19 protein-coding genes and 1 riboswitch are annotated in these 15604 nt (G+C 73.7%); of the genes, 4 read left to right on the top strand and 15 right to left on the bottom strand.

Features of this window, described 5'->3' with window-relative positions; genetic code table 11:
* Positions 1-37: 37 nt before the first annotated feature.
* From E4623_RS19860 to E4623_RS19880, 5 genes are all read right to left on the bottom strand, one after another.
* On the bottom strand, positions 38-631 hold the full coding sequence (locus tag E4623_RS19860) for an RNA methyltransferase (protein WP_348537302.1): 594 nt from the start codon (positions 629-631) through the stop codon (positions 38-40).
* A 230-nt stretch (positions 632-861) separates the two neighbouring features.
* On the bottom strand, positions 862-1248 hold the full coding sequence (gene rplT / locus E4623_RS19865) for a 50S ribosomal protein L20 (RefSeq protein ID WP_134768318.1): 387 nt from the start codon (positions 1246-1248) through the stop codon (positions 862-864).
* A gap of 49 nt (positions 1249-1297) precedes the next feature.
* Positions 1298-1492: a 50S ribosomal protein L35 gene (gene rpmI / locus E4623_RS19870; RefSeq protein WP_134768319.1), complete on the bottom strand. Its 195-nt coding sequence runs from the start codon at positions 1490-1492 to the stop codon at positions 1298-1300.
* A gap of 75 nt (positions 1493-1567) precedes the next feature.
* Positions 1568-2317 (bottom strand): translation initiation factor IF-3, encoded by a 750-nt coding sequence (gene infC, locus E4623_RS19875; protein ID WP_348537305.1) that lies wholly within the window; start codon positions 2315-2317, stop codon positions 1568-1570.
* Positions 2318-2535: 218 nt separating this feature from the next.
* Positions 2536-3093: an SseB family protein gene (locus E4623_RS19880; protein WP_167736768.1), complete on the bottom strand. Its 558-nt coding sequence runs from the start codon at positions 3091-3093 to the stop codon at positions 2536-2538.
* A 100-nt stretch (positions 3094-3193) separates the two neighbouring features.
* Here E4623_RS19880 and E4623_RS19885 point away from each other — a divergent pair, with 100 nt between their 5' ends.
* From E4623_RS19885 to E4623_RS19900, 4 genes are all read left to right on the top strand, one after another.
* The gene (locus tag E4623_RS19885; RefSeq protein WP_134768320.1) at positions 3194-3667 is read left to right on the top strand and encodes a hypothetical protein; all 474 of its coding nucleotides are present in this window, start codon (positions 3194-3196) and stop codon (positions 3665-3667) included.
* A gap of 77 nt (positions 3668-3744) precedes the next feature.
* On the top strand, positions 3745-4236 hold the full coding sequence (locus E4623_RS19890) for an AAA family ATPase (protein ID WP_245155190.1): 492 nt from the start codon (positions 3745-3747) through the stop codon (positions 4234-4236).
* Positions 4237-4277: 41 nt separating this feature from the next.
* Complete coding sequence (locus E4623_RS19895; protein WP_134768321.1) at positions 4278-5651, top strand: C39 family peptidase; 1374 nt, start codon at positions 4278-4280, stop codon at positions 5649-5651.
* A 12-nt stretch (positions 5652-5663) separates the two neighbouring features.
* Positions 5664-6584 (top strand): aldose 1-epimerase family protein, encoded by a 921-nt coding sequence (locus E4623_RS19900; protein WP_134768322.1) that lies wholly within the window; start codon positions 5664-5666, stop codon positions 6582-6584.
* Here E4623_RS19900 and E4623_RS19905 read toward each other — a convergent pair.
* The 10 genes from E4623_RS19905 to E4623_RS19950 all read right to left on the bottom strand — a co-directional run bounded on the left by E4623_RS19905 (position 6543) and on the right by E4623_RS19950 (position 15597).
* The gene (locus tag E4623_RS19905) at positions 6543-7025 is read right to left on the bottom strand and encodes a PH domain-containing protein (protein WP_134768323.1); all 483 of its coding nucleotides are present in this window, start codon (positions 7023-7025) and stop codon (positions 6543-6545) included. The genes E4623_RS19900 and E4623_RS19905 overlap by 42 nt on opposite strands.
* Positions 7009-7866, bottom strand: coding sequence for an ATP phosphoribosyltransferase (gene hisG / locus E4623_RS19910; RefSeq protein ID WP_134768324.1), 858 nt, complete (start codon positions 7864-7866; stop codon positions 7009-7011). Before hisG ends, E4623_RS19905 begins: the two co-directional genes overlap by 17 nt.
* 70 nt (positions 7867-7936) lie before the next feature.
* Positions 7937-8200 (bottom strand): phosphoribosyl-ATP diphosphatase, encoded by a 264-nt coding sequence (locus tag E4623_RS19915; RefSeq protein ID WP_134768325.1) that lies wholly within the window; start codon positions 8198-8200, stop codon positions 7937-7939.
* An 11-nt stretch (positions 8201-8211) separates the two neighbouring features.
* Positions 8212-8691 (bottom strand): 6,7-dimethyl-8-ribityllumazine synthase, encoded by a 480-nt coding sequence (ribH, locus tag E4623_RS19920; RefSeq protein WP_134768326.1) that lies wholly within the window; start codon positions 8689-8691, stop codon positions 8212-8214.
* Entirely contained in the window at positions 8691-10043 is a 1353-nt protein-coding gene (locus E4623_RS19925) for a bifunctional 3,4-dihydroxy-2-butanone-4-phosphate synthase/GTP cyclohydrolase II (RefSeq protein WP_134768327.1), read from the bottom strand. The genes ribH and E4623_RS19925 overlap by 1 nt, the downstream gene beginning before the upstream one ends.
* Positions 10040-10750: a nicotinamide mononucleotide transporter family protein gene (locus tag E4623_RS19930; protein WP_134768328.1), complete on the bottom strand. Its 711-nt coding sequence runs from the start codon at positions 10748-10750 to the stop codon at positions 10040-10042. The genes E4623_RS19925 and E4623_RS19930 overlap by 4 nt, the downstream gene beginning before the upstream one ends.
* The gene (locus E4623_RS19935) at positions 10747-11361 is read right to left on the bottom strand and encodes a riboflavin synthase (RefSeq protein WP_134768329.1); all 615 of its coding nucleotides are present in this window, start codon (positions 11359-11361) and stop codon (positions 10747-10749) included. The genes E4623_RS19930 and E4623_RS19935 overlap by 4 nt, the downstream gene beginning before the upstream one ends.
* A 1-nt stretch (position 11362) precedes the next feature.
* Entirely contained in the window at positions 11363-12400 is a 1038-nt protein-coding gene (ribD, locus tag E4623_RS19940) for a bifunctional diaminohydroxyphosphoribosylaminopyrimidine deaminase/5-amino-6-(5-phosphoribosylamino)uracil reductase RibD (RefSeq protein ID WP_134768330.1), read from the bottom strand.
* A 123-nt stretch (positions 12401-12523) separates the two neighbouring features.
* Positions 12524-12653, bottom strand: a riboswitch (FMN riboswitch).
* Between the two features lie 19 nt (positions 12654-12672).
* On the bottom strand, positions 12673-12900 hold the full coding sequence (locus tag E4623_RS19945; RefSeq protein WP_134768331.1) for a hypothetical protein: 228 nt from the start codon (positions 12898-12900) through the stop codon (positions 12673-12675).
* 141 nt (positions 12901-13041) lie between these two features.
* Positions 13042-15597, bottom strand: coding sequence for a polynucleotide kinase-phosphatase (locus E4623_RS19950; RefSeq protein WP_245155191.1), 2556 nt, complete (start codon positions 15595-15597; stop codon positions 13042-13044).
* Between the last annotated feature and the right edge of the window lie 7 nt (positions 15598-15604).

Below are 15604 nucleotides of genomic sequence, written 5' to 3' on the forward strand. Positions count from 1 at the left end.
CACGATAGGGCCCGCCGACCGCCGTCCCGCCGGTCGGTCAGCGGTGGTGCCGGGCCGACTCGTAGAGGCAGAGCGCGGCGGCGGTGGAGAGGTTGAGGCTCTCCGCGCGGCCGTGGATCGGGATGCGGACGCGGTGGTCGGCGAGCGCGGCGAGGTCGTCGGGCAGGCCCCAGGCCTCGTTGCCGAAGAGCCAGGCGGTCGGGGCCGCGAGCACCTCGGCGGCCGCGGTGTCGTGCAGGTCGAGCTCGCCGGCGCCGTCGGCGGCCAGCACGGTGAGCCCCGCGGCTCGCGCGGCCCGGACGGCGGCGGCGGCGTCCGGCTCGACCGCGATCGGCAGGTGGAAGACGCTCCCCACGCTGGCCCGCAGGGTCTTCGGGTTGTACAGGTCGACCGAGTGCCCGGCCAGGACGACCGCGTCCGCGCCCGCGGCGTCGGCGGTGCGGACGACGGTGCCGGCGTTGCCGGGGTCGCGGACGTCGGCGCAGATCGCGACGAGCCGCAGGGCCCGGTCGGGCCCGTTGTCCGGCCCGTTGTCGGGCCCGCCGTCGAGCACGTGCTCGAGCGGCCGGTCGAGGTAGCGGCAGAGCGCGACGACGCCGGCCGGGCTGACGGAGTCGCTGAGCGAGTCCATCGCGCGGTCCTCGACGAGGGTGACGTCGGTGCGCGGCGGGAGCAGCCCGGCGCCGGCGGGCGTCGCGAAGACCTCGACGACGCAGCCAGGCAGCGCGAGCGCTCCCTCGACGGCCTTGGGTCCGTCGGCAAGGAAGAGCCGCCGCTCGGAGCGTTCCGAGCGGCGGCTGAGCTTCCGGATGTCCTTCAGACGGCTGTTGCCGACTGCCAGCGCCGGGGTCGGCTCTGTGTTCAGGCCGAGACCCTGGGCGCGTTGACGTCCTCGGGCAGGGCGGCCTTGGCGGCCTCGACGAGCACGTTGAACGCGGCGACGTCGTTGACCGCCAGGTCGGCGAGGATCTTGCGGTCGACCTCGATGCCGGCCAGGTTGAGACCCTGGATGAAGCGGTTGTAGGTCAGGCCCTGCGCGCGGGCGGCGGCGTTGATCCGCTGGATCCACAGGCGACGGAAGTTGCCCTTGTTCTTCTTGCGGTCGTTGTAGCTGTAGACCAGCGAGTGGGTGACCTGCTCCTTGGCCTTGCGGTACAGGCGCGAGCGCTGGCCGCGGTAACCGCTGGCCCGCTCGAGGGTGACCCGACGCTTCTTGTGGGCGTTCACTGCGCGCTTGACGCGTGCCATCTTCGTACTCCTTGCTCGGAATGCTCGGTGCTGGTGGGTGGTGCGAGGGTCAGATGCCGAGCATCTTCTTGGCGCGCTTGTTGTCGGCCTTGGCCACCTCGACGGTGCCCGACAGGCGACGCGTGACCTTGGAGGCCTTCTTCTCCAGGTTGTGCCGCTTGCCGGCCTTCTCCCGCAGGATCTTGCCCGAGCCGGTGACCTTGAAGCGCTTCCCGGCGCCGCTGTGGCTCTTGTTCTTCGGCATGACTGTTCTCCTCTTGGTGGTGCTCGTCGTACGTCCCGGGGCCGCGGCGGCGGCGCCGGTCAGTCTGGTCGGGTCTCAGGCCTCGATCTCGGGATCGAGGTTCTCGGAACGGCCACGCTCGCGCTTCTTGGCCACCGGTCCGGCGGCGTGGGCGGCGTCGCGCTCGGCCTGCTCCTCGGCGACGACCGCGGCGCGCTCGGCCTCCTTCTCGGCCTTCTGCACGGCGTGGTCGAGCTTGGCCTCGGCCTTCTTCTTGTGCGGGCCGAGCACCATGATCATGTTGCGGCCGTCCTGCTTGGGCGAGGACTCGACGAAGCCCAGCTCGGTGACGTCCTCGGCCAGGCGCTGCAGCAGCCGGAACCCGAGCTCGGGGCGGTGCTGCTCGCGGCCGCGGAACATGATGGTGATCTTGACCTTGTCGCCGGCCTTGAGGAACCGGACGACGTGGCCCTTCTTGGTCTCGTAGTCGTGCGCGTCGATCTTCGGACGAAGCTTCATCTCCTTGATGATCACGTTCGTCTGGTTCCGGCGCGCCTCACGGGCCTTCTGGGCGTTCTCGTACTTGAACTTGCCGTAGTCCATGAGCTTGCAGACCGGCGGTCGGGCCATGGGGGCGATCTCGACGAGGTCGAGGTCGGCTTCCTGGGCAAGGCGCAGCGCGTCGGCCGTCGGCACGATGCCGACGGTCTCGCCGCTGGGTCCCACGAGCCGGACCTCCTGTACGCGGATCCGGTCGTTGATGCGGAGCTCGGTGCTGATGGGTCCTCCAGTAGTCAGACAGCAGGTGGCGCGGCAGCCCTGAACGAGGTTGGTCAGGAAAAACAGAGAAGGCTTCCGCGATATGACGTCAGCGGAAGCCAGCCACGACCACCTGAGCCTGCTCAGCGTGCATGGTGTGCACGAGTGCGAGGCCGGAGCCCTTGAACCGGACCCGACGACCTGTGGAGCGTGCGGTCGGTGCGGGTGGGAGACGATCGAACCTGGTCCCCGCTTGTAGAGCAGTGGCCACACGGGTGCGGTCACTGCTCGGTCAACACGTAATGCTAGGGCACGATTCCCGGCTCGCCGAATCGGGCCGGGTCGGGCGCGATCCAGGCGAGGTCGGCCCCCACCCGGGCCAGGGTCCACCCGGCCGCGAGGGCGCGGAGGTGGTCGCCCTCGACGACGACGCGGACCGGCCCGGCCAGGTCGAGCAGCAGGGCCGCCGCCCCCTCCTGGACAGCGGCCAGCGCCGCGGTCCGCGCGGTGACGGGCACCGGGCGGACCTCGGGGTTCCAGGTCGCGAGCGACGCGGTGGAGGAGAAGCCGAGCAACCCCCGGCGGCCGTCGGCGCCCTGCACGAGGACGGCGGCCATGTCGCTGGTCTTGTCGTGGGCCAGGCCGCGCTCGTCGAGCTCGACCTCGCCGGCCACCGCGACCACCGGGACCAGGACGCGGGAGGACTGCAGGGCGGCCAGCACGCCACCGAGCGCGGCCGGGGAGGCCGGGTCGGCGGCGTACACCGTCAGCGCCGCCGTCAGCGCGGGGTCGGCCTCGCCGGCGTCGTCCGGGAACGCCGGGGCCAGCAGCTGGCGCCCGCCGGGCGGCTGGAGGTCGGTCACGGTGACCCATCCTCCCACCGGGTCGGCGACCGGTCACATCACCCGACCCCACCGAGGCCGGGACAGGCCGCGGTGTGGCGGTCTGTGACAGGCTGGCGCCATGGACGACGTGAGCTACGGCGTGCTGGCCCTCGCCCTCACCCTGGTCTTCGGCGCCGCGACCTGGGTCGCCTACCAGCGGCGCGGGCTCGGAGCCGGTCTCAAGGGCGCGGGGATCACCCTGCTCCCGCTGGCGGCGTACCTCACCAAGACGCTCGAGATGTTCGCGCGGGTGGGCGACGCGATCGGCGACTGGGCGGTGCGGCTGGTCTTCAGCCCCGTCGTGTGGGTCGGGATCGCGGTGGCCGCGGTCGCGGTGCTGCTGTTCGGGGCCGGCCGGCTCGTCGACCGGCGTGGTGGCGGGGCCCCGGCCCCGAAGAAGCAGGGGAAGCAGCGCGCGGCGACCGACCCAGCCGCGTTCTCGACGACGGCGCCCGCCTCCGGGGCGGCGGCCAACCGGCGCAAGGGCGCGCCCGCGATCGACGACGACCTCGCCGACATCGAGGCGATCCTCAAGAGCCGGGGCATCAGCTGAGCGGACCCCGCGGGCCGCTCGAGACGGTCCTCGAGCTGCTCGAGGACCGGGCCCCGACGCTGGGTGCGGCCCGTCTCGTGTGCGTCGACGGCCCGGGCGGGTCCGGCAAGACGACGCTCGCCCGCGCGCTCGCCGCCGCGACCGGGGCGCCCGTCGTCCACATGGACGACCTGTACGACGGCTGGGCCGGCCTGGACCGGGTCGACGCCCAGCTGGCGACGCTGCTGGTCCCGCTCGCCGCCGGCGAGCCGGGCCGCTACCGCCGCTACGACTGGCACGCCGGCGCGTTCGCCGGGGCCGTCACCGTCGCGCCCCACGACCTGACCGGCGACCTGCTCGTCGTCGAGGGGGTCGGCTCCGGCTCGTCGACGTACGCCGACCTGACCACCGTGCTGGTGTGGGTCGAGGCGCCCCGCGACGTCCGGCTCCGACGTGGGATCGAGCGCGACGGCGGGCACCTGCGCAAGCAGTGGCTGGCCTGGCAGGACGCCGAGGACGCGCACCACGCGCGGCACCGGACCCGCGAGCGGGCCGACCTGCTGGTGGACGGGACCGCACCGGCTGGGTGAGGATCGGGTCACCGTCAACATCCATCTCGGGAGACGACCTGATGACCCTGCCCGTCCAGCACCACCCCGGCCAGCACCCCGGCCAGCACCGCCGCACCACGCGGGTCCTCGTGACCGCCGCTGCGCTCGCCGCCACCGCGCTCACCGGCCTCACCGCCGTCCCCACCGCCCGGGCCACCGCACCGGGCGGCCCGCCGGCCGCCACCGACGGCTTCGACGCCACCCTCACCCGCTGGGACGACGGCCGCGACTTCCGCACCGGGCGGCTCGACGGGCTGAGGGTCCGCGGCGGCCGGCTCGAGCTCGACCGGGTCCGCACCCTCGCCGAGGTGCCGTACGTCGACCCGCACGGCCACGGGACCGGCCGCGTCTACGAGGCGGGCACGTGGACCTCGCCTGTCGTCCGGCTCGGCTACAGCACCGACGAGGCGATCTCGTCGTGGAACGCCACCACGCCGACCGGCACCTGGGTCGAGACGTCGTTCCGGGGCCGGCACACCGACGGCAGCTGGACGAAGTGGTACGTCCTGGGTCGCTGGACCTCCGGCATGGACTTCGCGGCCGGCGACATCCACCGCACCTCGCTCGACGGCCAGCGCGACGACGACGGCACCGTCTACACCGACACCTTCTCCAGCAGGACCGGCCGGGAGCCGGTGGCCTTCCAGACGAGGGTCACGCTGCTGCGCCCGGTGGGGGCGCGCACGAGGCCCGCCCTCGAGGGTGTCACGACGATGACCAGCGAGCTGGTGCCCGACGAGGCACCGCCCACCAGCGAGTTCACCCTGGGTCGCGCTGTCGAGCTGCGGGTGCCGCGGTACTCGCAGAACATCCACCGCGGCGAGTACCCCGAGTACGGCGGCGGCGGCCAGGTGTGGTGCTCCCCCACGTCGTCCTCGATGGCGATGCGGTGGTGGGGACGCCGCTTCGCCCCGAGCGCGCGCGACCTCGCCGGCATCGTCGCCCCGAACGGCGACCCGCAGGTGCCGTACGCCGCCCTGCACACCTGGGACTACACCTACGAGGGCGCGGGCAACTGGCCCTTCAACGCCGCCTACGCCCACAGCCACGGCCTCGACGCCTTCGTGACCCGGCTGCGCTCACTGGCCGAGGCCGAGCGGTTCGTCGCTGCCGGGATCCCCGTCATCACCTCGCTGTCGTGGGACCTCGAGGAGATGCCGGAGGCCGGCTACGCGACCGACGGGCACCTGATGGTCATCGTCGGCTTCACCGCCGACGGCGACCCGATCCTCAACGACCCGGCCTCGAGCAGCAACGAGGAGGTCCGCAACGTCTACACCCGCGAGAACTTCGAGAAGGTGTGGCAGGGCTCCACCGGCGGCGTCTCCTACATCTACACCGCGCCCGGCACGCGGCTCCCGCGGACCGTCCCGGGGCAGACCCCCAACTGGTGAGAGCCTGGCTCCGTGCTCCCTCCCAGCGGTGACCAGTTCGCGATCTCGGCCGGCGGCTACCACGCGGTGGTCACCGAGAGCGGTGGCGCGCTGCGCTCGCTGACCCACGACGGCCGGGCCCTGGTCGACGGGTTCGCCGAGGACGAGACGTCCTTCGGCGGCCGTGGCCAGCTGCTCGTGCCGTGGCCCAACCGGATCCGCGACGGGCGCTACTCCTTCGACGGGGTCGACCTCCAGCTGCCGCTCACCGAGCCGAAGCGGCACCACGCCTCGCACGGGCTGGCGCGCTGGGTGGCGTGGACCCTCGAGGAGCACACGGCGTCGTCGGTGACGCTGCGCTACCGGCTGATGGCGCAGTCCGGCTACCCCTGGACCCTCGACCTGCACGTCGTCCACGACCTGTCCGCCGACGGGCTCACCGTCACCCAGTCGGCCACCAACCTGGCCGGCGCCCCCGCGCCGTACGCCTCGGGAGCACACCCCTACCTCACCGTCGGCGACGGGCCGGTCGACGGCTGGGAGCTGACGCTGCCCGCGGCCACCCGGTCGGTCACCGACGACGCACTGATCCCGGTCGGCCGCGAACCGGTCGAGGGCACGGCCTACGACTTCCGGACGCCGCGACCGGTCGGCGACCTCGAGCTCAACACCGCCTTCACCGACCTCGAGCGCGACGACCGGGGTGAGGCGACCGTCGTCCTGCGCGACGCCGCGACCGGCCGCGGCGTCGCGTTGTGGGCCGACGCCGGCGTCCGGTGGTTCCAGCTGTACACCGCCGACGACGTGCCGGCGAGCGCACGCCGCTCGGTGGCCGTCGAGCCGATGACGGCGAACGCCGACGCGTTCCGCACCGGCGAGGACCTGCTCACCCTCGAGCCGGGCGGCGACGTCTCAGTGACGTGGGGGATCCGCGCGGTCGACGAGGAGGCGTAGCTGGCGCACGGCCTGCTTGGCCCGCGCGCCGTCGGAGCCCTGGATGCCCATCACCGACGCCGTGGTGCCGTCGGCCAGGTCGAGCACCACCCAGGGCGCGCCGGGGTTGAGCCGGACGGCGACGATCTCGGCCCAGTCGTAGACCCGCCTGCGGTAGCCGTTGACCACGACCAGACCCTCCTCGCGCGCCTCGGCCCGGCACCGGGCCAGCGCGTAGAGGCAGGAGAACCCGAGCAGGTACATCGCGATCACGGTGCCGCGCTGCAGCCAGGTCACCGAGTCGCGCGTCTCCTGGTCGAACCCGACGAACCACATCAGCGCGGTGATCGCGAACAGCGCGCTGCCACCGGCGATCCCCGCGATGCGGGGGCCGAGCGGACGCCAGGTCACGGGCAACGCCGGCAGGCCCGCGGCCCCCGGCTGCTCAGAGCCGGCAGGCATGGATGTCGGTGAGCAGGATGCCGCGGGCACCGAGGTCGTAGAGCTCGTCCATCAACCGCTGGGAGCCGTCGCGGGGCACCATCGCGCGGACCGCGAACCAGCCGTCACGGCTGAGCGGGGCGATCGTCGGGCTCTCGATGCCGGGCGTGAGCAGCATCGCGGCCTCGAGGTCGGCCTCGGCGACGTCGTAGTCCATCATCACGTAGCTGCGCGCGACCAGGACGCCCTCGACCCGGCGGCGGAAGACCTGGAACCCGTCGGGCGGTGCGGCGCCGTCGGCGCCGGCGCGGGTGATCAGCACCGCCTCCGACTGCAGGATCGGCTCCCCGAAGGTCTCGAGGCCGGCCTGGCGCAGGGTCGACCCGGTCTCGACGACGTCGGCGATGACGTCGGCGACCCCGAGCTGGATGCTCGACTCGACGGCGCCGTCGAGCCGCGTGACGGTGGCCTCGAGACCCCGCTCGTCGAGGAAGGCCTGCACCACGCCGACGTACGACGTGGCGATCCGGGTGCCGGCGAGCTGCTCGAGGTCGGTGAAGCGGCCCCGCGGTCCGGCGAAGCGGAAGGTGCTGCGCCCGAAGCCGAGGGTCAGCGCCTCCTGGGCCTGGGCGCCGGAGTCGCGGAGCAGGTCGCGGCCGGTGATGCCGACGTCGAGGGTGCCCTCGCCGACGTACAGCGCGATGTCGCGCGGGCGCAGGTAGAAGAACTCGACGCCGTTCTCGGGGTCGGACAGCGTGAGCTGCTTGCTGTCGTCGCGCTGCCGGTAGCCCGACTCGCGCAGGATGTCGGCGGCCGCGGTGGCCAGCGAACCCTTGTTGGGGATCGCGATCTTCAGGGTCATGGGGTTCTCTCGGCTGGGGGCGCTGCCGGGTGCGCGGGCCGCGGCACGGGGCCACCGGTCCGCGACCCGTTCACAGGTGGGCGTAGACGTCGTCGAGGGAGATGCCGCTGGCGATCATCAGCACCTGGGCGTGGTAGAGCAGCTGGCTGATCTCCTCGGCCGTGCGCTCCTTGCCCTCGTGCTCGGCGGCCATCCAGGACTCGGCGGCCTCCTCGACCAGCTTCTTGCCGATGGCATGGACGCCGGCGTCGAGCTCGGCGACCGTGCCGGACCCCTCGGGTCGCGTGCGGGCCTTCTCGGTCAGCTCGGCAAACAGCCCGTCGAACGTCTTCACGGTGGGTCAGCCTACGGGCGGGCGATCCCGCGCAGCACACGGGCGGTGGCGAGGGCGGCGGACGTCGCCTCGTAGCCCTTGTCCTCCACCGAGCCCTCGAGCCCGGCGCGGTCGAGCGCCTGCTGCTCGGTGTCGCACGTCAGGACGCCGAAGCCGATCGGGGTCCGGTGGTCGAGCGCGACCCGGCCCAGCCCGTCGGTGGCGGCGGAGCAGACGTAGTCGAAGTGCGGCGTGCCACCCCGGATGACCACGCCGAGGGCGACGACGGCGTCGTATCCCTGGGCGGCCAGGGCCGCGGCGGCGACCGGGAGCTCGAAGGTGCCGGGCACGCGGACCACGACCGAGTCCTCGACCCGGTGGTCGGCCAGCGCCCGCTGCGCGCCGGCGAGCAGCCCGTCCATGACGACGGTGTGCCAGCTCGCCGCGACGACGGCGACCCGCAGGTCGTGGCCGTCGAACGGCTCGTCGGTGGGTGCTCCGTGTCCGGCCATCAGAGGTTTCCTTCCAGGGGGTCGAGCGGGTCGTGACCGGCCAGGTCGGGCTGGTCCGGGTCGGGCTGGTCCAGGTCGGGGAGGTGGTGGCCCATCCGGTCGCGCTTGGCCAGCAGGTAGGCGATGTTGTGGCCGTTGGGGTGCGGCGTGAGCGGGACCCGCTCGGCGACCGGGACGCCGTACAGCTCGAGGTTCTCGACCTTGTCGGGGTTGTTGGTCAGCAGCCGAACCGACTCGATCTTGAGGTCCTTGAGGACCTGCGTCGCGGTGCCGTAGTGACGGGCGTCGGCCGGCAGCCCGAGGTCGAGGTTCGCGTCGACGGTGTCGCGTCCGCCGTCCTGGAGCTGGTAGGCCTGCAGCTTGGCGACCAGTCCGATGCCGCGGCCCTCGTGCCCGCGCAGGTAGACGACGACGCCGCGGCCCTCCTCGACGATCCGCTCCATCGCCTCGTCGAGCTGCGGTCCGCAGTCGCACCGGCTGCTCCCGAAGACGTCGCCGGTGAGGCACTCGGAGTGCACCCGGGTCAGCACCGGGTCGGGACCGGTGAGCGAGTCGGCGCCGTCCTCGCCGTAGACCAGCGCGATGTGCTCGGAGCCGTCGGTGCTGACGCGGTAGCCGTAGGCGGTGAAGTCGCCGAAGCGCGTCGGCAGCCGCGTCTCCGCCACCCGCTCGACGAGGTTCTCGTGGCGCCGGCGGTAGCGGACGAGGTCCTCGATGGAGATCATCGCCAGCCCGTGCTCGTCGGCGAACTCGCGCAGCTCCGGCGCCCGCTTCATCGTGCCGTCGTCGTTGACGACCTCGACCAGGACGCCGGCGGGGGTGAGCCCCGCCAGGGTGGCGAGGTCGACGGCGGCCTCGGTGTGCCCGCGCCGGTTGAGCACGCCGCCGTCGCGGTAGCGCAGCGGGAAGACGTGGCCGGGCCGGGTGAGCTCCCACGGCTCGGTGGCGGAGTCCGCCAGCACCCGCGCGGTGTGGGCCCGGTCGGCGGCGCTGATGCCGGTGCTGACGCCGTCGCGGGCGTCGACCGAGATCGTGTACGCCGTACGCAGCTTGTCCTTGTTGTGCGGCGTCATCAGGGGGATCTCGAGCCGGTCGAGCATGGCACCCGGCATCGGCACGCAGATCACGCCGCTGGAGTGGCGGATCGTGAACGCCATCAGCTCCGGTGTCGCCTTGCTGGCGGCGAAGATGAGGTCGCCCTCGTTCTCGCGGGTCTCGTCGTCGACGACGACGACGGCCCGGCCGGCCGCGATGTCGGCGATCGCCCGCTCGACGCTGTCGAGCCGGACGCCCTGCCCGGCGGCCCGGCCGGTCGTCGGGCCGGTCGTCGGGCCCGTGGTCGGGGTGCTCACGTGAGTGCTCCTTCTCGGGGGTGGCCCCCGCGGTTGTCGGCGGACGCGGCGACGGGCTCGACCCGTCGTCCGACCCGCCACCAGGTGACGAGGCCGGCGACCACGAACACCGCGTAGAACAGGTACATACCGGCGGTCGGGTAGTAGCCGGCCCGGACCAGGCTGGTCACGCCGACGACGTCGACGAGCAGCCACACCACCCAGAACTCGGTCAGGCCGCGGGCCATGCCGTAGGTGGCGAGCATCGAGCCGGCCAGGATCCAGGCCTCGGTCGCCACCCCCCACGAGCCGATCCGCTGGAGCGCGACGTAGGCGACGGCGTACCCGACGACGCCGAGGCCGAGGAGTCGCAGCCGCTCGGCGCCGGTGGCCCACCGGGGCGCCACCGCACCGCCGTCGCTCGCGCCGCCGTAGCGGCGGGCCGCCGACCAGCGTCGCCAGCCGTAGACGCTCACGGCGGCGAAGAACACCTGGCGGCCGGCCTGGCCCCACAGCGGCTCGCCGGTGACCCCGCCGAGCTCGCCGGAGACGAAGACGGTGAACAGCAGGACGTTGCCGACCAGGCCGACCGGCCAGGCCCAGATCAGCCGGCGCATGCCGAACAGGGCGCTGGCCAGGCCGAAGCCGTTGCCGACGACCTCACGGACGGCGAGGGCGCCGTCGCCGACCGGGATGGTGCCGTGGAGCAGCCACTCGAGCGGGCTCACGGGGTCACCGACGGATCCGTGTCGCGCCAGGCGAGCAGCCGCTCGACGTGCTTGGCGAGGACGTCGACCTCGAGGTTCACCCGGTCCCCCGGCTGCCGGGTCCCGAGCGTCGTCCGGGCGAGGGTCTCGGGGATCAGGCTGACGGTGAACCGGTCGGTGCCGGCCTCGACGACGGTCAGGCTGATGCCGTCGACGGCGATCGAGCCCTTGTCGACGAGGTAGCGCCCGAGCTCCGAGGGCAGCGACACCTCGACGACCTCCCAGTGCTCGCTGGGCGTGCGGGAGAGCACCTCGCCGACGCCGTCGACGTGGCCCTGCACGATGTGCCCGCCGAGCCGCTTCTCCGCGGTGACGGCGCGCTCGAGGTTGACCCGGTCACCGGGCCGGACGCCGTGCAGGGACGTCTTGTCGAGCGTCTCCTGCATGACGTCGGCGGTCCACGTGGTGTCGGTGCGCTCGGCGACGGTCAGGCAGCAGCCGTTGACCGAGATCGAGTCCCCGAGCCCGGCGTCCTCGAGCACGGTGGCGGCCCGCACGGTGACGCGGATGGCGTCGCCCTGGTCCTCGACGGACTCGATGGTGCCGAGCTCCTCGACGATTCCGGTGAACATGTCAGTCCTTTCGTGGCGCGGGGGCGCCCGAGGCGCGGGGGGTGAGTGTGAGGCGGACGTTCGGCTCCTCGCCGTCGATCCCGGGCAGGACGGTGACGTCGTCCACCACCGGGCGGAACGCCTGGTCGATCCCGGTGATTCCGAGGTCGCCGACCGCGGACCGGCCGGCACCGAGCAGCATCGGCGCGACGTAGGCGACGATCTCGTCGACCAGCCCGGCCCGCAGGAACGCGGCGGCCAGCGTCGGCCCGCCCTCGAGGAAGACGTGCTGGCGGCCGCGGGCGGCCAGGTCGGCCAGCGCCACGTGGGGGTCGCGGGTGCGGAGCCGGACGGTCTCGGCGTCGCCGTCGAACACCCGTCGGGCCGGGTCGAGGGCGCGCTCCCCCATCACCGCGCGCAGCGGCTGGACGTCGAGCGGGACGCCGTCCTCGTCGCGCACGGTGAGCAGCGGGTCGTCGACGGCGACGGTGTTGGTGCCCACCAGCATCGTGTCGCACAGGGCGCGCAGCCGGTGGGTGTCGAGGCGCGCGGCCCGGCTGGAGACCCAGCGCGAGGTGCCGTCGGCGGCGGCGCTGCGTCCGTCGAGGGTCGCGGCGAACTTCCAGGTGACGAACGGGCGCCGCTCGCGCAGGGCGACCCGGTAGACCTCGGCCAGCCGGGCGGCCTCGTCGGCGAGGAGCCCGGACTCGACCTCGATGCCGGCGGCCTCGAGCGCGGCGCGGCCGCCCGCGGCCACCGGGTTGGCGTCGGCCTCGGCGAAGACCACCCGGCGCACGCCGGCGCGGACGAGCGCCTCGGTGCAGGGGCCGGTGCGGCCGGTGTGGTGGCACGGCTCGAGCGTCACCACCGCCGTCGTGCCGTGGGCCGCCGCGCCGGCACGGGCCAGGGCGTCGGCCTCGGCGTGCGGGGTGCCGGGACCGCGGTGGTGGCCCTCGGCGACCGTGCGGCCGGCGTCGTCGAGCAGCACGCACCCGACCCGGCGGGTGTCGGCGACCATCGCGACGCCGGGCGTCGCGGCCAGCACGAGCGCACGGCGCATGGCCGCACGCTCGGCCGCTGCCGCGGGGTTGCCACCCATGTCGTCTCCGGTCCGGTCGGGCTCACGGACTCCGGGGACGACGGTCGTGGACGGTCCCGAGGCTCGGGCGACGTCGGCGAACCACTGCGTGCGCTTACCATCCGGACTTTCACCGTCGGTCCAGGAGTTCCACCTGGTCAACCGCTCACTGGAGGTGAGCGGGTCGCGGACTGTCACCGCCGGCTCGGAATTGCACCGACCCCAGAGCACGCGAGCGAAGGATGCTGCTTTGTTCACTCGTCGGGTCGAGTTTGCCACACGCCCGGCTCCTCGGCGGTGTGGGCCACCTCACCCCGGGCGCCGCGCCGGGCGTCGACCAGGCAGAGCACCCCCAGGTAGCCCCAGCCGATCCACAGCGGCCAGGGCAGCGACGCGATCACCGCGACCGCGGCCATCACGCCCCCGACGAGCAGCCACCCGCGGACCCACGGGTCGGCGGCGACCCGGTCCACGTCGTCCATGCCTCGAGTGTGGTGGCTCATGGTGAGTTAGACAACTAAGACGCGCGAGTTACTGCGGTCCCTGAGCGCGCAATTGCCGCGAATTGGCCAGTTCCCGCCCCCGCGACCGAGCCGACCTCGGCAATTGCACGGATCTGGCCGTCACAGGCGCGGGTCCACCGGCTCGCTCTCCAGCGCGAGGACGGCGAACGCCAGCTGGTGCACCCGCCACAGCGGCTCGCCGGCCACGAACGCGGCGAGCGCGTCGACCCCGAGCCCGTGCTCGCGCAGGGCCAGCGACTGCTTGCGGCCCAGGTTGCGCTGGCGCAGGACGTCGAGCGCGTCGGTGTAGTCGGGGCCGTAGATGATCCGCAGGTACTCCCGGCCGCGGACCTTGAGGCCGGGCTGCACCCGCCGGTCGTCCGGACCGGGCACCGCCGCCGGCTTCACGACCATCCCCTCGCCGCCGGCCCCCCGCGCGTCGGTGAGGTCGAGCCACCAGCGGGTGGCGGCGTCGCGGTCGGTGTCGGAGGCCAGGTCGACCGCGATGCTCCGGGTCGGGGTCAGGAACGCGCCGGCAGCGCCGACGAGGCGCCCGAGCACGTCAAGGTGCCAGGCGTGCGGCTGCTCGAGCGCCAGCGTGCGGCCCTCGGCGGCCAGCACCTGGAACGGCGCGAACCGGACCCGCTCGACCGGGGCGAGTGGGTGGCCGGCGTCCGGCTCGCAGTAGCGCGCGTAGGCGTCGCGGAAGGCCCGGGCGTGGTCGAGTCGCCGCGACGTGCGCCCGGCCAGCTCGGCCAGCCTGGCCGTCATCGTGTCGTCGAGGCCCCGCGCGGTCGCGGCGGCGAGCAGGTCGCCGGCCACCGGGAGCGCCGTGCGGGCCGCGGCACCGACCGAGGCGTACTGGTCGCGGATCAGGCCGAGCGCCTTCGCCGACCAGGGCAGCAGCTCGCCGTCGAGCGCCACCCAGTCGGTGTCGAGCTCGTCGAACAGCAGTGCGACGGCGTCCCTGACCCGCGCCACCAGCGCCTCGTGCTGGGTGCGGTCGGAGAAGAAGGGCCGGCCGGTGCGGGTGTACACCGCACCGGACGTGCCGTCGTCGAGGCCGAACCGTCCGGCGGCCACCGCCGCGTCGCGGCACACGACGGCGATCGCACGGGAGCCCATGTGCTTCTCCTCGCACACGACGTGCGTGACGCCGGCCCGGGCGTAGGCCGCGAAGGCCTCCGACGGGTGCTCGAGGTACCCCTCGACCTCCGACGTCGGCGCCGGGGCCATCGTCGGGGGCAGGTAGACCAGCCACCGCGGGTCGACCGCGAACCGGCTCATCACCTCGAGCGCGGCAGCGGCGTTCTCCTCGGGCACCTTCACGCGGCCGGCGTGGGTGGATTCGAGCCAGCGGGTGCCGACGACGTCGTCGAGGCGCAGCGTGCCGGGCACGCGCGGCGCCCCGGCCACGGCGGCGCCCTCGGCGGCCACGGGCCGCACCGGGGCGTACCACTCCCGCTCGGCCGGGACGGCGACGAGCTCGCGCTCGGGGTAGCGCAGCGCCGTCAGGGCGCCACCGAAGACGACACCGGTGTCGAGGCAGATCGTGTTGTTGACCCACTCGGCTCTCGGCACCGGCGTGTGGCCGTGGACGACGGCGGCCGACCCGCGGTACTCCTGGGCCCACGGGTAGCGCACCGGGAGGCCGAGCTCGTCGGTCTCCCCCGTCGTGTCGCCGTACAGCGCGAAGCTGCGCACCCGGGCCGACGAGCGACCGTGGTAGGCCTCCTTGAGCCCGGCGTGGGCGACGACCAGCCGTCCGTCGTCGAGGACGTAGTGGCTGATCAGCCCGTCCATGAACTGCTGCGCCGCCGCGCGGAGCTCCGCGGGCTCGGCGGCGAGCTGCTCGAGCGACTCCTTCAGCCCGTGGGTCACCTGCACGTCGGCGCCCTTGAGCGCCCGGACCAGCTTGGCCTCGTGGTTGCCCGCGACGCACAGCGCGTCGCCGGCCGCGACCATCCCCATCACCAGGCGCAGGACGCCGGGCGTGTCGGGGCCGCGGTCGACGAGGTCACCGACGAACACCGCCGTGCGGCCGTCGGGGTGGTGCGCGCCGTCGTCGCGGACGGCGTAGCCCAGCGTGGTCAGCAGGGTGCGCAGCTCGCCGGCGCAGCCGTGGACGTCACCGATCACGTCGAAGGGACCGGTGTGGTCGCGCCGGTCGTTCCACGAGCGCTCGCGGCCGATGCTCACCGACTCGATCTCCTCGACCCCGTCGAGCACGTGGACCCGCCGGAACCCCTCGCGGCGCAGACCCTTGAGCGAGCGCCGCAGGTCGCGGTGCTGGCGGGTGACGACGTGGCTGCCGAACGTGCGGTCGGGCCGGGCGGCGTTGCGGCGCACCGCCTCCGCCTCCGGGACGTCGAGCACCACCGCGTCGACGAGGACGTCGTGGTCCTTGGCGAGCCGCACCAGCTGGGCGCGGGCGGCCTTCTGCACGTTGGTCGCGTCGACGACGGTGAGCAGGCCGCGGCGCAGCCGGGTGGCGACGATGAAGTCCAGCACCGCGAAGGCGTCCGGCGTCGCGGCCTGGTCGTTCGGGTCGTCGGCGACCAGGCCGCGGCAGACGTCGCTCGACACGACCTGGGTGGGCAGGAAGTGGCGGGCGGCGAAGGTGGACTTGCCGCTGCCGGAGATGCCGACGAGCAGCACGAGGCCCGTCTCGGGCACGGTGATC

The organism is Nocardioides sp. 1609 (genome assembly GCF_004522105.1).
GTDB lineage: Bacteria > Actinomycetota > Actinomycetes > Propionibacteriales > Nocardioidaceae > Nocardioides.

Bases quoted from the DNA above. Each gene is read 5' to 3' on its own strand.
- hisG (WP_134768324.1), bottom strand. From the start codon at position 7,866: ATGACCCTGAAGATCGCGATCCCCAACAAGGGTTCGCTGGCCACCGCG.
- E4623_RS19860 (WP_348537302.1), bottom strand. From the start codon at position 631: ATGGACTCGCTCAGCGACTCCGTCAGCCCGGCCGGCGTCGTCGCGCTC.
- ribH (WP_134768326.1), bottom strand. From the start codon at position 8,691: ATGGCCGGACACGGAGCACCCACCGACGAGCCGTTCGACGGCCACGAC.
- E4623_RS19935 (WP_134768329.1), bottom strand. From the start codon at position 11,361: ATGTTCACCGGAATCGTCGAGGAGCTCGGCACCATCGAGTCCGTCGAG.
- rpmI (WP_134768319.1), bottom strand. From the start codon at position 1,492: ATGCCGAAGAACAAGAGCCACAGCGGCGCCGGGAAGCGCTTCAAGGTC.
- rplT (WP_134768318.1), bottom strand. From the start codon at position 1,248: ATGGCACGCGTCAAGCGCGCAGTGAACGCCCACAAGAAGCGTCGGGTC.
- E4623_RS19895 (WP_134768321.1), top strand. From the start codon at position 4,278: ATGACCCTGCCCGTCCAGCACCACCCCGGCCAGCACCCCGGCCAGCAC.
- ribD (WP_134768330.1), bottom strand. From the start codon at position 12,400: ATGCGCCGTGCGCTCGTGCTGGCCGCGACGCCCGGCGTCGCGATGGTC.
- E4623_RS19885 (WP_134768320.1), top strand. From the start codon at position 3,194: ATGGACGACGTGAGCTACGGCGTGCTGGCCCTCGCCCTCACCCTGGTC.
- E4623_RS19945 (WP_134768331.1), bottom strand. From the start codon at position 12,900: ATGGACGACGTGGACCGGGTCGCCGCCGACCCGTGGGTCCGCGGGTGG.
- E4623_RS19905 (WP_134768323.1), bottom strand. From the start codon at position 7,025: ATGCCTGCCGGCTCTGAGCAGCCGGGGGCCGCGGGCCTGCCGGCGTTG.